At 66.8% G+C, this 16,192-nt stretch carries 5 protein-coding genes and 2 pseudogenes; 1 reads left to right on the forward strand and 6 read right to left on the reverse strand.

Features of this window, described 5'->3' with window-relative positions:
* Positions 1-105 precede the first annotated feature (105 nt).
* The 6 genes and pseudogenes from ABZ721_RS39935 to ABZ721_RS39960 all read right to left on the reverse strand — a co-directional run bounded on the left by ABZ721_RS39935 (position 106) and on the right by ABZ721_RS39960 (position 14,728).
* Complete coding sequence (locus ABZ721_RS39935) at positions 106-480, reverse strand: hypothetical protein (protein WP_358793749.1); 375 nt, start codon at positions 478-480, stop codon at positions 106-108.
* A gap of 76 nt (positions 481-556) precedes the next feature.
* A pseudogene (locus ABZ721_RS39940) lies at positions 557-859 on the reverse strand (transposase); the annotation flags it as partial.
* Between the two features lie 287 nt (positions 860-1,146).
* Entirely contained in the window at positions 1,147-6,543 is a 5,397-nt protein-coding gene (locus ABZ721_RS39945; protein ID WP_358793750.1) for a DUF3883 domain-containing protein, read from the reverse strand.
* Between the two features lie 224 nt (positions 6,544-6,767).
* A pseudogene (locus tag ABZ721_RS39950) lies at positions 6,768-7,739 on the reverse strand (IS3 family transposase).
* Between the two features lie 115 nt (positions 7,740-7,854).
* Positions 7,855-14,040 carry an ATP-binding protein gene (locus ABZ721_RS39955; RefSeq protein WP_358793751.1) on the reverse strand — a complete coding sequence of 2,062 codons (6,186 nt, stop codon included), beginning with the start codon at positions 14,038-14,040 and terminating at the stop codon, positions 7,855-7,857.
* Positions 14,041-14,509: 469 nt separating this feature from the next.
* Entirely contained in the window at positions 14,510-14,728 is a 219-nt protein-coding gene (locus tag ABZ721_RS39960; protein WP_358793752.1) for a hypothetical protein, read from the reverse strand.
* Between ABZ721_RS39960 and ABZ721_RS39965 the strand changes: the two genes are divergently transcribed.
* A complete protein-coding gene (locus ABZ721_RS39965; RefSeq protein ID WP_358793753.1) occupies positions 14,703-16,109 on the forward strand; it encodes a TniQ family protein in 1,407 nt (468 codons plus the stop codon). The two genes, ABZ721_RS39960 and ABZ721_RS39965, sit on opposite strands and share 26 nt — an antisense overlap.
* The last annotated feature ends 83 nt before the right edge of the window (positions 16,110-16,192 follow it).

Below are 16,192 nucleotides of genomic sequence, written 5' to 3' on the forward strand. Positions count from 1 at the left end.
CCCGCGCCGGACCCTGGATCTGGGGCCGTCCCACACCACCCACCCGACACCTCCGCAGACGATATGTCTACTGCATATAAGGAATTCAGCACTAGCACCTCGAGATCAGATGGCCGGGTACCGGGCTGTTGTTGCCGGCCGCTTGTCCGTCAGGAGGCGCCCTCGATGGTGACGGGGACTTCCAACGGCACGTGCCCACTGACCGCTCGCGGACTTGGCCGTGATACTCAGGCGTACCGGTGCGCTCGCGTAGTCGCGGTGCCAAGTGTCCGTGGTGCTTGCCGACCACGGCGGCGGGGTGATCGGCGTCAGGCCGTAGCGCGTCCATTCGCCGATCTCCAGCTGCTGCAGGGCAACCGTGGCGTCGTACTCACCGGTCTTGATCCGAGAGTCTTGGAATTCTTCGTTGAGGATCCGGGCCTGCGGGTAGAGGGCCTGGCAGATCGCGGCCGTCACCGAGTCCAGCTCGACTCCGGTCATCTCCGCGCCCTCGGGCGCCATGCCGATGCACGTGCCGACACCGGAGCCCGGCTCTAGGGCCTGTGTGATGTCGTGATCAATCGGTTGTGCGTAAGAGGTCGTCGATCCAGATCATCGAGGCGCGGAGTTCGAGGCCGGCGAGGTAGCTCTGGGGTGTCTTGTCGCAGCGTGTGGCGATGCCACGCCAGTCCTTCATGCGGTTGATCAGATGCTCGACGGTGTTGCGTTCCTTGTAGAGCTCCGCGTTGTGGCTGATGGCCCGGCCGCCCAGGCGGCCTCGTCGCTGGCGGTTGGCAGCCTGGTCCTTCTTCTCCGGGATGACCGCCTTGATACCGCGTTTGCGCAGGTAGGCGCGGTTGGCGCGGGAGGAGTAGGCCTTGTGTGACCGGGCTCGCTAGTTGGCACCAGGCCACGTTCACGACCTGCACTGATGCCAAGTAGCTTCAGTGGCCGGAGTCGCAGGATCAGCAAAATAGTTGACACTTTGGTACAGCACAGGTTATGAGGCGTTTGTCACCATAGCGGGGCCAGAAGCCTTCTCCAGACAGGGTCTGGAATCGCGAGCGGGCTGGCAGCTCTCAAGGCTCGCGGTCCCTACCCGTTGTCGACAGGCATGTGCTGGCATGGGCGCAGTTCGACCTCGTTTGCCTACGGGGAAGGTTCCGGTCACCCCGGCGGTAGTTCGAACCGCAGACGCATGGCCGTGCCGACGAGGCGGTAGCCGGCGAGGCCGGGAGCGCTGAACGGGTTAGGGAGGGGCGTTATGCGTCGGTGGGTGTTGTCGAGGACGTGGGTGACGTAGACGATGGTGTAGGTCTCGTCCGGGCGTAGGTGACTGGCCCGTTCGACTTCGGACTCGCCGAGTTCGAACTCGCCCCGGTCCCCGGTCGAGGCCTTCACCTCGTACAGGAGGGTGCGATCGCCGTCGTGGATCAGGAAGTCGTAACCGAGGCTGTCATCGCCCGAGCCGTCGGCGAGGACGTGCTGGCGTAGCCCGGACTTCCAGGATTCTTCGCGGGGGACGCCGTACTGCCGCTCCAGCCAGGCGGCCACGGCCACCTCTCCGGCGAGTCCGACGGCCCTGTCCCTCTGGGGGTCCCGGGGGACGACCTGGTATCCCCCGCCACGACCGGCGACCGCGGAGGTGGTTCGTTGTCTCGGGAGGGCGGGTGCCGATGGTGTCCCGGGCTGTGGGGAGGCAGCGAGTTGGTCGGGGGTGAGGTCGGCGGCGACCTGTCGGGCAAGGTCGCGCAGGTGGTCGGGGCTGATCGGAAGGGCACGGCCATTCAGAAGAAGTGACGGGCCCAACGGCGCGGCAGGGAGTGAGGCGCTACCGACGGGCGGGCTCGGCGGGAGGGGTGCGGGTTCGCGCAGACCGAGGTCGGCCGCCCGGTCCGTGGCGGGCATATCCGCGGGCCAGTGACCGTGGGTCTGGAGCCAGGCGATGAGCGTGCGGGTGCCGATCGGCTCGAAGTCGAGCAGGCCCTCGGCGTCCATCGCCGACGCGACCTCGGTGGCCGACGGCAGGGAGGGAATCTCACGGCCCTGACGGTTCAGCCAGGCTTCGATGCGGACACGCAGGCGGGGAAGGCGCGCGTGGATGGTGTCGACGCAGTCCTCGTGGATCTCGGCCACCGTGCGCGGGTGGTGCTGCCGGGCCGGTGTCGGGGGCAGGTGCGTGACCGTCCATTCCTCGGCGTGGGCGTCGAGGAGGTCAGCAGGAAGGTCCCAGTGCTCGAGTCCCCACCGGGGGTCCGGCTCCAGTCCGGGGAGCGAGCGCATCCGAACGTACTCCGTGAGAGGGGCGCCCCCCTTGTGCGTGGCCACGTAGGCGTCACGGACGCGGTCGGCCATTCGGGCCCGGTTCAGCTGCAACCAGGCCTGGAACTGGCGTTGGTGGGTCTCCGCGTTGTCGACGGTCAGCAGACCCAGTGTCTGCCAAGCCTGGTTGGCCTCAGCCAGGGGCACTCCCAGTGCGGACAGCATCCGCTGCCAGTCGGCCTCCTCCACGAGTCCCAGCAACTGGTCGGCCCGGTCGACATCGAGCCGGGCGACCAGCCAGTCGTGGAGTTCGCCGCGATCGTGCAAGGTCTCCTGTCCGCGTTGCAGTTCCTCGGCGAGGGCGAGATTAACGCAGGCGAGAAGGGGGACGAGTCGGGCGCTGCCGGAGCGGATCGAGGCACGGTCGGCGAGCACCGCCTCCAGGCGCTGTTGCGGGATGGCGAGCACGGAGGCAATGTCCGCCTCGGCGACGTCCGCGACGGTCCGGTCCAGCCGGTTCAGTGCGATGAACGCCAGCTGTACCGCCGTGCTCAGGTAGGGGGCGCCGATCAGGGTACTCAGGGCGGTCGCGGCCACCTCCAGCACATGCCAGCCGGAGCGCTGCCCTGCGCACACCACGACGAGCCGGGGTTCGTCCGGATCGTCGTGGAGGAGAGAGCGGTCATCGCCGGAGGCGTCGAGGGCGTGCCCGGCGATATGGGTGACTGCGGTCCGCGCCACGACGACGCCACAGGATCGAAGCCGTTGCCTGACGCGGCGCGCCGCGGGGACCGTGGCGCGGGAGGACCGCTCCTCGTCGAACTCGACAAGCGCGACCATGAGGGTCTCCAGCCAGGGCCCGGCCAGGGCAAACAGCGGTACTCGGGGTGCGTCGGCGATCGGCAGCTGGTCGACCCGCACGTCGAGTTCCGCCTCGCTCGTCGGCCGGATCACGAAACGGCCCTGCGCCTCCAGGTGCTCGTGAACGCGCTGGCCCAGAGCTCTGTCGTCGACCGGCAGGAGCAGCAGGGGTGCCTCGTCGAGCAGCCTCCGCTGCTGGGTGCCGCGGATGTCGGCCACGTAGACCGGCTCCGGCTCAGAATCGGCTGCCAGCACATCCAGTGTCCCGGCCCGGCTCACAAGGAGTTCGGGGAGGACCCCGGACCGCCACACGCCGCCGAACCCGTCCGGAGGAAGGAGGTCCGCCCAGGCCTGTTCGTAGTCCCGCCGCAGCAGATGCCCAAGGCGTCCCTGCCGTAGCCGGGGCACACGGCGGAGTAGGGCGGGCAGGTGGCGGAGCCGGTCCGCGGCGGTCTTGGCATCGTTCCAGCGACGTACGCCGAGCAGCTCCAGGCGTTTGAGCACGCGGTCCGACTGCCGTCTGCGCAGCGCGGCGGAGGCGACGGTGAGGAAGGCGGGCGGCGCCTCCCCCGAGGCCCACCACCACGCCTGGCTGGCCGTGGTGAAAGCTGGGGTGTCTTCGTCGTCACCCGTCTGGGGAATCCACGGGACTCGGAACAGGAAGGACGCCAGCGGGGTGGGCCACGGTGTGCCCTTCTGATCCGAGCCGCCCGCGAAGCGGAACTCAAGTGCCTCAGCGTCCCAGGTGTCCAGGCCGTGGACAATCAGTTCGGCGTAGAGCCGACGACTCTCCTCGTCGAACGCGGCGTATTCCCGCTGGCCGGGAAGAACGGCCACCCTCTTGCGGGTCGGGCGGTACTCGACGGTCAGGTAGAGATCGTCGCGGCGCTTGGGCCAGCGCTGGGCCGTCGACTGCCATTGGGTCCGCTCATCCGGGTCCAGGTTCAGGGCCCACAGTCCGGGAAAGCTGGACGGACGGTTGAGATGCTGCCCCTTCACCGCCTGGGACGTTGCCACGTAGGTCGGTAGCAGGCCGTGGCGGACACCCTGGTGTTCGAGGAAGCGCCGCAGAGTCTGCGCGTCGGTGCGGGTGCCGGCGCAGATGTCGTGGGCGGGGCGGACGACCCGATCGGCGGCGGCGACAAGGTCACGGGAGACAGCTTCGGTACGGTCGAAGAAGCGGACCAGTGCCCGGTCGATCCCGCCGTGGCCGCCTGTCCAACCATCTCCAAACATGGCCTCCGTAACGGGCACCCAGGTCTTGCGGCCCGGCACCAACAGCCCCTTGATCACCGGCCGCTTGCCGTACCGGTCCACGGAGGACGCCCACAGGGCGCAGGCGAACAGGAGGTGCTCGCGCAGAGCCTCGTCGTCCTCACGGACCTTGCGCATGGCGTCGCCCAGCACTTCCAGCAGGGCTTTCGGGCTGTAGTCCCGTACCAGCCCCTGTTCCTCCAGCCAGGTACGACCGCGGGAGCGCCGGCTGGTCTTCCGTCCCGCCCAAGCGATCTCCGTGTGGACGAAGGAGATGCTCTTCGCGAGTCCAGGTGGCAGCGCGGCCGACGGGCCGTCCGAACGGCGGAAGAACAACCCGGGATCGCCAGCCGGAGCCCGCTTCCCGTCGACCGTGAGGACGATTTTCCTCCCCTTCAGTTCCTCGCCAGTGCGAGCGAAGCAGACGGAGAGGTCGTGGTAGTAGTCCGCCCACTTGCCAGCGTCGAACTGCCCCTGGGCGAGGGCCGAGGCTACGCTCTCCGCCCAGTCGGCGAGCACGCTGACAGGCGGGACGAGACCCAGTCCACGGGCCGTACCCAGCGCCGCCAGCCGCTCGGCGCGCCGGGGATGGAGTTGTGGGTCGATGACGTGCTTGACCCCAGCGGCAGCCACCGCCTGCGGTGTCAACACGCGAGCCTGGTCGGGGCCGCGCCACAAGTAGCCGCAGCGGTACGCAGTGCGGGTGCCCGCGGGGTGCAGTACCGGCATGAACGGAACGGCGTCGAACTCACGGTCCTGTACCTTGAAGGCCAGCTCCAGGCGCCGAACCTGGTCGTGTTCCCAGCACATCAGGTCGATGAGGGTGCCTGCGGGCAGCACGACGCATCCTTCGTCGACCAATGCGGTCGCCCGTGCGCAGGCCTCGGCCGCGGTGTCGAGCAGCAGGTCATTCCATTGCGTGGACTCCGCCATGGTGCGTCGGCTCACGTCCGTGTGGAATGGCGCGTTGACGAACCCGCGCACCGGGCAAATCCGTTGTGTTCCCATGGGCAGGAACGTGTAGAGCCTGCCGCGCTCCAGAGGGTCGCCCGCGGGTACCGCCACGCTGACCACGGCCGAGTTTCCTAGTGCCTGCCAGCCGTCCTTCAGCGGTCCGGATCCCAGGCCGGCGGCGATGGCTTCGCGTGCGCGCTCGCTGTCCACTGCGGCCGTCACCATGATCAGGCGGATGCGACGGCGCAGCGTGATCTGCTGGATCTTCAGGTCACGAGAGGTGAAAAGGGTGTCCACCTTGCGTGTGTACACGCTGGGGCGCCCCCGGCCGCCCACCCGGTGCGTGACGGTCACTTTGCCGAGGCGGTCCAGGAAGAGTTCGAACGGCGCCCCGTCATCGGTCAGTTCCCGCAGCTGGCGTACCGCTTCCAGCCTGGCCTCGGCGGACCGCAGCGGGAGCCGGACCACGGTCACCATTCCCCGTCGGCGGAAGGGAGCCAGCGCAGCCGGGGCGTCGTCCACCGGCACTGGAACCTTCAACGATGACAGGTTCGCGCGCAGTTGGTCGGCAGCCTCCGGGTGGCCGGGCGCGACCTGGTCCGCCAACCAGTCGAAGTCGTCGTCCCGGGCGAAGCGGAAGCAGAACCCGTCGAAGGCCTTGGACGCGGAGCTCGTGACGCTGTACATCTCTGGGGCGGAGGTGAGCTGAAGCACGCTCTTGAAGCCGACCCCCTTGTGGCCGATACCCTCGTCGGGTCGCTTGCTCGACAGGCCGATGCTGCACAACGCCTCGAAGTTCTTGTACCCGAGAGGCCTTCCGCCGTTCGCCACGTAGAGGACGCCGTGTTCGCCCTCGTCCTCGTCGAGGACAATCTCTACGCGGCCATCGCCGTGCCGGGCGCGGTTCGCGTCGTGGGCGTTCTGAAGGAGTTCGACCAGCACGCGCCCCTTGTACTCAGGCGAGAGCATCTGTTCGGTGACTTCTTTGAGTTCGCGAGCGGCACGGCGACCGCGCTTCAGGTCGGCGAGACACCCCTCAGCCTCCACGACCGCCGTCGCTACGACCCGCTTGCGCCTGGCCGAACCGACGCGCCCCGTGGACCGCCCTGCTCGCTTCTGTCCGTCGGTCACTCTTCCCCCGGAAGCCTTCTGACAACTACTCTTCCCGACGATAGAGGTGACCACTGACTTTCGGACGCACAACCCGAAGCACGGTGGTCGGCGAGGAGTCATCGCCCCACCGACCAGTACGAACGCCGGGGCTGAAGGAGTGGCAGCCGGTTGCCGTGAAGGCGTACAGCACACCCCAGGCGAAGATCTCCGTGCAACCTGCTGTGGCGTCCCGGTGGTACTCGGGGCTGAGCCAGCCCGGAGTCCCGGTCGGCGCGCCAGGACCGATGACCCCGGTGCCGGCGGCGACGTGGGGGGTCTGGTGCAGGGTTGGGTGACAGGTTTGGTCACGCGGCTTGGAGGGCCGGTGTGGTCATGACGGTCTCGTACTCGACGGGGGTGAGCCGGCCGAGTGTGGCTTGCCTGCGGCGTCGGTGACCGGAATTGCGACCCGCGATCACTGTGCAGAACGCATCCGGCGACGTGGTCGCGTCGGGCCACCGCGTTGTCCAGGGCTGCGACGGCCAGGCGGGACTTCATCCGCGAGTCGATGGAGTAGCCCACGATCCGCTTGCTGAAGACGTCCTTGACCGCGCAGAGATACAGCTTCCCTTCAGCCGTGGGATGTTCGGTGATGTCGGTGAGCCAGAGCTGGTTCGGCCGGTCGGCGGTAAAGTCGCGGCGGACGAGGTCGTCGTGCACTGGTGGTCCAGTCTTCGTGCCCTTGCCGCGCTTCTTGCCAAACACGCTCCACCAGCGGTTGTCCCGGCAGATCCGCCACGCGGTCCGGTCCGCCATGCCGGCTCCCACGGAACGGGCTTCGTCGGCCAGGAAGCGGTAGCCGAACTCGGGGTCCTCGCGGTGGGCGTCGAACAACGCGTTCGCGCGATACGCCTGCTCGATCGAGGCGTCGGTCACCGGCTTGTCGAGCCAGCGGTAGTAGGGCTGTCTGGCGAGCTTCAGGACCCGGCACGTGACCGTGACGGGAACGCCGCCGACGGCCAGCTCCTTCACGAGCGGGTAGATCCTTTTCCCGGCAGATTCGCCTGCGACAGATAGGCCGCAGCCCGGCGCAGGACCTCGTTCTCCTGCTCCAGCAGCTTGATCCGCCGGCGCGCTTCCCGAAGTTCCGCGCTCTCCTGGCCGGTCACTCCGGGCTTGGTCCCCTCGTCGATGTCCGCCCGGTGCATCCACTTGAACAGCGTCATCGCGTGGACTCCGAAGTCGACGGCCACCTGCTCGACCGTCACACCCGGGCCGCGGTTCCTCGCGACCCGCACGACATCCTCGCGGAACTCTTCCGGATAAGGCTTGGGCACAGCGACATCCTTCCCACCCGCCCCACAGGGCAAGCCAGATCAGACGTCACCCGATCGTGCAGCAGACCCGACGACACCCACCTGGCGAGGAGATAGAAGATAAAGGGCAATCCACCTAGATGACGTCTGCGGCCAGTTCCTTTCGGCTTGTCTCAGTCTCTTCTCGGCGGCGCTTCCGTCTGCTGGCAGGCAGAGTTCGGGTCGTTGTCAGGGTTCGCTTCAGTTTCGGAAATGCCGTGTTGAGTTCGGCGTAGCCGGTTTCGCTCAGTTGAACCTGCCAGGTCACGGTGCAGGTCGCATGCCGTGGTGGTTGGTGGCTGAGATTTCCTCGGACCAGAAGCACCGTGCGTGCACGCCAGTGGCCGTCCTCTCCCCTCCATGTGAAGAGTTCGCATGGGTCATGCTTCCATCCAAGTTCGGCGCCGACGGCTGGATGGAGCGCGAGCCAGTCTCTGTGTTGAGCGTCCGTCCAGTCTTCGTAACCGTGGACAACTAGCTCCTTGTCCGCCCAGTCAAGACTTCGACCGGCCGGGTACCGGGCGAATTCGGCATGGAATGCTTCCCAGGCCCGACGCTTGGGAAGATAGAAGGCAGCACCGAGCGCGTTGCCGTGCGTCGTGTGGACTCTGCGTTCCTCTTCCGGCCTTCCCCATTCCAAGCTGCACCACTGACCGCGTTCAGCCAGTACGTACGGTCTGGCCGCAGCGTATGCGCGCGCGTACTCATCCACAGCTGGCCCTGCTTCGGCGCACCAGTTATCGACGTCGTAGGAGGAGGTCCCTTCCGGTCTCCAGATCGGCGGCATCCATCTGGGGAGTGGCTGGGGTCCAACGGTGACCATCTGCTCGTCGATCAAGCCGAAGGAGTACGCGGGAAGTGCTGGAGCGTCCCCTAGCGTGTCGGAGTCAAGCAGCTCACCCAGGACGGTTCCAAGAGCTCGGCGGCCAGCCATATACGCCCACGGGCGATAACTGTGGCGCTGATGGCGCGAGGTGAGGCGCTGTGCGAGAGCGTGGTGACCTCCCGCAGTCCAGCGATCGGCGTTGGACCTGGCAATCTGGGCGGCCCGGTGGAGTACCGCCGAGTCTTCCAGCCCGGATGCCTCGGAGAGCATCTGAAGAGCAAGGTCGAACGGGCCGAGCATGTGACGTGGATTGTGAGCGTCCAGGTGCGGGGTACCGTGCCGGTCCTCTTCTGGAACTGTGCGTTCGGGAAGAGCAGGAAGGGCCAGGCCGTATGCGGCAGGACGGGCTCGGCGCGGCGGAATCTCCAGCTCAATGCCGTGCTGCCGGGCGAAACGGCGGGCGACGTCTCGGGAGATGCCGTCGGCCCCAGTGGCAGCGGCCTCCAGCGCGGCAACGAGTTCGGCGGACACATGGTCTGCCCGTTCGTCGTTGGGCGTGGTGATCAAGGTGAGCAGGGCAGCTTCACATGCCCATCCTCCTCGCGAGATATTTGCGGCGAGGATGGTCTGGATCACGTGCTGGTGGCGGGTGCCCAGCAACTGAAGGGCACGTCGTGCGCCGAAATCGAGAGAGCGGACCGGGTGGCCGAGATACAGCCCGACCCATCGTGCCAGCGCCTCGACAGCTGAGATGGCTGCTGCTGGAGCAGCGGGGATGTCCGTGGCGTCGGTAGCAGCGGGCGCTACCTCATCGAGGTAGGCCTCAACGTCGGGCCAAGCTCGGGCGACGGTTCCGGGTTCTGTGACCAGTTGGGTGATGTCTCGGATGTCGTCGGGCGACAACTGCGCGGACAGGGAGCCGGTGAGGAAGGCGTTGGCGAGGTCTTGTCGGGCGAGTTGCACGAGGGCGGGGTGCCGGTAGCGGAGGGCGGTGTGGAGGACGGCCAGCCGGGTTCCCCCGTCGTAGTGGCGCAGCCATCCAGACGCCGGAGTACGGCTGAGCGCGTCTTTGAGGGCGTCTGCGGCTGCGCCGGATTCGCCCGATTGTGCAGCCAGTGCCGCGAGTCTGCCCAGGGCTGATCCTGACAGGCGCAGCCGCCCGGCCTGTTCCAGCAGAGCACGGGCCTGAGCCGGAGTCGTGGACGTAATGGTGGCGGTTGCATGCTCAACGGCTAGATCCCAGCCCTCCGGCGGGGAGGTTGCTGCTGTTGGTGCGGTTCGAAGAACGGTGAGCAGGCTGCCCAAGGTCTGGACGGGCGGTGGAGCGTCTGCAGTATCTGCAGACGCCTCTTCGATGGCCTCTCGGCCAACTGTCTGTTCGGCTGCGTCGCGGTTCAATTCCTCGCCGGCCCAGAGCTGCTGGGCTCGCTCCAGGGCCGACACGGCGTCGCCTCCAGAGCTCTCCGTCCTGCGAGCGTGTACGGCTTTGGCGATTTCCTCAGTCGGCTCGGGCGTGATCGGGAACAGCAGATGGACCGCGACGGCCGTGCTGTCCGGGACCGGAATATCTGGGTGGTGGCACGCGGCCAGCACCACGGCTTGGACGGCGTCGGTTTCGGCGAGCGTTCCAACGGCGCACAGCCACTCAGCCAAGTCGCAGGCCAGAGAGGGATCACGGGGAAAGGTTGAGGCGATGAGTTTCTCCGCTGCGCCTGAGGCGTGATGGCCTGCGTCGGCAGCGGAGATACGAGAGGCGTATGTGAGGACCGTCGCGGTGAACTGCGTGGGAGACATGTCTCCTTCATCTGCGGCGGTGACCAGCCAGTCGAACCACTCGACCAATTGCCGGTCATGATCGCTGGCATCGATACCGAGGGAAGTGTCGACAGCGCAGCGAGTCGCGTGGCGGGCTGCCTGTTCATCGCCAGCGAGCGCCCAGACTCGCGCTTGTGCCAGCCACAGTGACACCCGGTCGTGTGGGTCGGATGACCAGTCGTCGATCAGAGCATCGAGCCGTTGGAGTTGTTCCACGGCCCACGAAGTGGCGTCGGCGTGAGCTTTGAGGGCGGCTTCAATGACCGCTTGTTGGCGCTGGGGTGCCCAGTAGCCGGCCCGATCTTCGCTCGCCCAGGCGGTGTCGAATCGCGAGAGCAGGCGTTGCAGGCCAGCGCTGCCGTGTTGTTTGGCCGCGAGGTCCACTACTCTGCCGAAGAGACCCAGGGCAGCGTCGCGAACGATGTACCAGCCTGTCCAGTCACGGGTGTCCTCGGAGGGGACTTCGAGAAGGCGGATGATGGGATCCGCCTGGGCCGGCACATCGGGCGGGTCTCCGAGACCGGCGGAGGCAGCAAGTCGCTGGCCCTCCAACTGGGCCAAGACACGCAGTGCTCGCCGGAAACGCTCGTTGCCAGCTTCCCGCGATGTCCAGTCCGAGGTCGGCATGGGGTCTGGCTGTGTCGAATCGGGGTGGACGTACCGGAGTCTGTTGAGCCCGATCAGTGTCCGGAAGGGTTCCAGGCCTTCCTGCCCGGACACGGTGGTTGGCCAGGCAACGGCCGTGCCAGGGGGCACGAGTTCATCGATTTCGGGCGCGCTGTTGAAAGCATTTCGGACGAGCAGTTCGGCGGCGGCGATCCGGATGCTGAGGTGTACAGCAGGGGCGGAGCCGTTGGCCGGCAGCTCCTCATCGTCCGCCTCGTCTGCATCCCCTTCCTCCGCGTTGATGGCGATGATTTCGCGCACCCATCGCAGGAGATCGGTTTGCGCTTGGTCTTCTGAGGCGGCTTGGGCCCGCATGTAGCGTGCTCGTGCGCGCCAACTGGGTGTGGCTTCGGCATCGATCACGGCCGTCAAGGCGTCGAGAGCCACCTCGTCACGGGTCTCAACGAGGAGATCGAAGCAACGGGCATGAGCGAAGCTGCGACAGCTGATCGTGCTCGCCTCGCGCTCCTGCTGATCGCGGAGCAGCGCCCGCCGCGAGGATTCCGCCTCCTCGACGCCTGCGGGCTCTTCAGGTCGTTCGGTGCTGAGCGCCAGCTCATCCGCGTTGTCTGGAGGGTGGGGAAGTTGGTGGTCGAGTGCGGCCAGCACCGCGTCGAGACCGGAGAGGTTACATGTCGCTTCGGCCCAATCGGCGACGGCCTCCGGCGACGGGTCTTCCTCGCCTGCGATTCCGGCCAGGCCACCGCAGGCATGCAGGATTCTCTGGACCGCATCCACGTTGCCGCGGTTGGCAAAAGTCACGGCATGGGCAAGGGCCGCCTTCCGCGTGATCCGCAGTCGTCCGCCTCGGGCGATGTGGTCCAGGGCCAGTCGTGAGTCAAAAGTGTGCACCGCTTCCGCGAGCGGCTCCCTCTCCAAGACCATTTCGCGCAGCCGTAGTTCGCTGAGGAACACCAGCGTGTGCACGAAGGCCTGCGAATCGTCCAGCAGGCTGGCGGAGCGAAGCGCCAGCAGTGCGTGATCTCTAACCGTGGCCAGGGGCCGCAAGTCGATCAGGGACTGGCGCAGCTTCTGCGGCGCAGCAAGGGCCAGAACGCGGTCGTACTGACCGGCCAAGAAGAGGTGCGCCGCTGCTTCGTCTTGATACAGGCTCCATTCAGGCCCGGAGCTGGCGCACACGTCCGCAAGTTGCCTATGGAAGCCGCGTTCGCGTGCCTCCTCGGCCATGCCGGCGACGTGAGCCGTGGCGTCTGCGAGAAAGCGCCGGAAGCTGTGATGGATGAAGCGCCAGTCATCACCGGCCGTGTGGAAAAACGTCGCAGCTTCGTCGGCAAAAGCGGAAACGGCACGCTGGTCCGCCCAGGTCGAGAGCCACTGCAGGTTCACCGGTACGCGCAGGCGTGCGACCATCCCCAGCAAGTCGAGAACTTGCTGATCTTCCTGCACAGCCTGGAAGTATCCGCGATAGCGCGCGGCGACATCGCCACCGTAGCCTGATGCGTCTGCGAGTAGGCCGTTGGCCAGTTGACGTCGCACCCCTTCGTCGGGCTCACTGGCTTCCAGCGCGCTGAGCTCCTGCAAGAGATAGGTGAGAGCGAGGGGATGCCCTTCACTGGCGTCGACGACCTTCATCATCTGACCGGAATACAGCCAGCTTCCATGGCCGGCAGCCTTGGTAAGGTACTCGATTTCCTCAGCGGCCAGCGGTGGCAGGAGCGCAATACGGTCCTCCTGCTCCAAAGCTGTTCGCACCATGGACGGAAGAATGCTCGTGGTCTGGGTGCCGAGGATTATGAAAACTCCATCGGGCAGCGCCGCCGGGTTGGGAAGCTCTTCCAGCAGGGAACGCGTCGGGTTCTGCTCTCGCGGGATGTGATCGAGTCCGTCCACCACAACGATGGTCCGCTCGCCGCGTGTCCTCCACCGTTGGCCAGCCTGGTCAAGCTGGTCGCTCAGCACGAGGCGCTGGGTGCGCAGGTCGTTACCGATCCCCCGGCGATACAGACCGCTTTCCTGCAGATCAAGCGAGACGTCGTGCAGGAAGCTGTCCGCTTCTCCCCTACTGCTGAGCGGGTCGGGTGCGTCGGGCACGAAGGCGTAGTAGCGCGCCACGTGTCCTTGTATCTTCAGGCTGGCCAGCAGGGTTGACTTGCCTGAGCCGGCTGGGCCGACAAGGGCCAGGTAGCCGCCCGACAGATGCTGCAGCCGTCCCTCCAGAGCCTGGCGGGCCACCTCGTTCGTGGTGTACACCGTCGGGACCGGGAACTGGTGGGGGTGGCGGTACCGCAACCGGTCCTGCCAGCCCAGGCGCTCCATCAACTGGTCACGGCTCAACTCCACCGGCTGCGCTGGGTCCCGCACGATTTCCTCAAGCGTGTGCGCCAGATGCGCGACCTCACCGTCAACCGGTTCGTGATCAGGACGCAACAGCGGATCGCCGAGCACGAGACCGAACCTCAGTTCCAGATCACCGACGAAGGCAACGAAATCGTCGTCGGTCAGCTTCACGAGGGTGCGAAGCGCCTCCCAGACCGGCGCCCAGTCGACAACTTCCGGGAGGATGGCCAGATCCTCCCACTGCGCCGTTCCTCGCGCGATCTCAAGCCTTACCGGGTCAAAAGAGCGCGCCACGAATGTCGCCAGGCTGCGGGGGCCGGTGGTCCTGGCGCGAGCAATCGGGCTCGCGCCTTTCGCTTGCGTCTTCGACGCATGATTGTTCGTGCATAGGTGGACGGTCAGGGGCTCGGGTGAGGCCGTCCGCAACCGCACCCATGCGGCCGCGAGTTGTGTGAGCAAGCCCGGCTTTTCGCCTTCTCCGCTCGTCAGGTCAGCCCATGTGAACGACCCGGCAGGCTGTGACCACTTCACCTGCAATGCGTGGCGTCGCAGCCCCGATTTGAATTGGAAATCATCAGCCACACCAGCCTCTGGATCCGCCACTCGGATCCATTCCAGCGTCGGGAGTTTGGCAAGCACCACGCGAGCGGCCAACCCGTATTGCCCGCCGAAGCCCACGACGGCCGCTACCTCACCCCTACTCGGCTGCAACAGAACCCCCTGCCCCTGCCCACGTTTGCCCCAGGCTCCAAGTATGGCCCGCGGGCCACATCCTTCGCACAGCAAAGCAGCCCGGGCAGCCCGAGGCCGCATCCGAGGATAGATACGCCGTTACGGCTCGATGAGCGCCGCCGTACGGATTCGGAGGCCGGTGCGGATGCACCGGCGTCTCGCGACAGTCACTACTCCACGGCCAGCGATCGGGCCACGCCAGGAGGCTGAGGATACCGGGCTGTAAGGCTTTCCGAGTGCTCGATGGGCGCTGGCCAAGCGCGACCTGGGCAACCTGGCCGCCGCGGACCTCGATGATATCACCAGAGCCGTGAAACGTCGGCTCGAGGGGATCCAGTACCGACCTGCCCTCGTCGACGGCTACATCGCTGCCACTGGCCTGATCCTGGACGGCTGACCGGGCACCGGTCCCAGATCACGCATCCCAGTCCGCATAGTCCCGAATCGCCACGTCGTCGCAAAAGGTCTCCCAGAACTCGTTGTGCACGAGAGCGGTCTCGTCGATGCCGGAGATAAGATCTCGCAGCTCTTCCACCACCTCCTCGCACCTCTCCTCGTCGCCCTCCGCATTGAACGAGACTTGTGCTATCACGGCCGCGACGCATCGGTTGAACGAGTCGAGGTCTCTGTTCACGCGACTGGCCGTCACTGAGGAGTCCCTGCCCGGCTTCTTCCTGCGGCTCGCACACCGTCTGGGCCGATCCCCCGGCAGAATCGCCGGCTTGTGCGGGCTGGCCGCGTACGAGCGTCGGCCCCCGGCCTATCACCTGATCGGTCTGCCTGATGACATCGCCGCCGCCTTCGCCGCCACGACGCGGCTGTCCTGGCCAGAGGTCAATGACCTCACTCTTCGCCGTTATGCGGCCACTTACCCGGCGCTGGCGAAGGCTCAGGTGGATTCCAAGACCAACACGGTCGCCCAGCGGGAGTACTGGGCCTTCAATGCCAGCAGCCGGTACTGCCCTGAGTGCCTGAGCGGTGACCGCAGCGCCGTCCAGTCGGCCCACGGGGGGCCCTGGAAGCTGAGCTGGCACCTGCCAGTCGTCTTCGCCTGCCCCCTCCATCACCGCCTACTGGAAGTGGTCTGCCCCAAGTGCGGAAACGTTCTCGGCGGCACTACCCAGAATCGAGGCAGCCTGATCCGGCAGCCACAGCGCGACGACCTCCATCCCCTACAGTGCCGCAACCCAATGCCGGAGGGGTCCTCTGCCCCCGGACGCGTCGCCCACCAGGAAGCCTGCCGGGCCCGGCTGGACATGGCTCCGCAGACCAGCGGAAGCCACCTGTCCACGGAGGAGCGAGCTCGCATGATCACCTTGCAGGAACGCCTGGACCGATGGCTCGCACCAGGCTCCATCGAACCAGCCGAACCGGGTGCCGGAGAGCCGGGCGGTCCCTTCCCCGATCTCATCCTCGCAGCCCAGTTGATCAAGCTCAGCTGGCCTGCCGGCGCCGATCTCGCGCCCACACCCGCGACAGCCGCCCTCATCGACGCCCACGCCGCACCGATCACCGCGGCCCTGGACACCCCGAAGCCCACCACCAGCAAGTACCTGCGGATACCGGAACTGTGGCCGGCCCCGACGGACCCGGCAGCCTGCGGAGCCCTCCTACTCGCTGCCGACACCCTCCTCAGCACTCACAAGTCCGCGTCGCTCCGAGAACGCGTCCAGCCACTCGTACAGACGGCCTATGAACGTGCTCCCAAACGCGCCTACGCGATGCTCCGAGACGCGGAAATATCCGCGCCCCTGACCCGCTCCCTCGTCAGGCGGCGCCAGATCTTCCACGCCGGTGGCAGCAGCCCCGGACCCGGCCGCCTGCGAGTCCCCTCGAGGGACTGCTGCTTCAGCCCCGAGGAAGTCCCTCAACTGCTGCCGCAAGCCTGGTTCGACGACCACCTCGCTCACCTCATCGACCACATGCAGCAGGTCAACAGCTCGACCGTACGCCACCTGCGGCGAGCGGCGTCCCTGAAGTTGATGGAGATGACCGCCGGCGGCGGGTCTGTGTAGGGAACGGTGGAACTCAGTCGGATTTCTTCAGCGGCGGCCGGCGGTGAGCCGGCCGTCGAAGGTGATGTCGAAGGCTTGGAGTG

Source organism: Streptomyces sp. NPDC006733, from assembly GCF_040636125.1.
GTDB lineage: Bacteria > Actinomycetota > Actinomycetes > Streptomycetales > Streptomycetaceae > Actinacidiphila.

Coding starts and splice junctions, on each gene's coding strand:
- ABZ721_RS39945 (WP_358793750.1), bottom strand. CDS start 6,543: ATGACTCCTCGCCGACCACCGTGCTTCGGGTTGTGCGTCCGAAAGTCA.
- ABZ721_RS39935 (WP_358793749.1), bottom strand. CDS start 480: ATGACCGGAGTCGAGCTGGACTCGGTGACGGCCGCGATCTGCCAGGCC.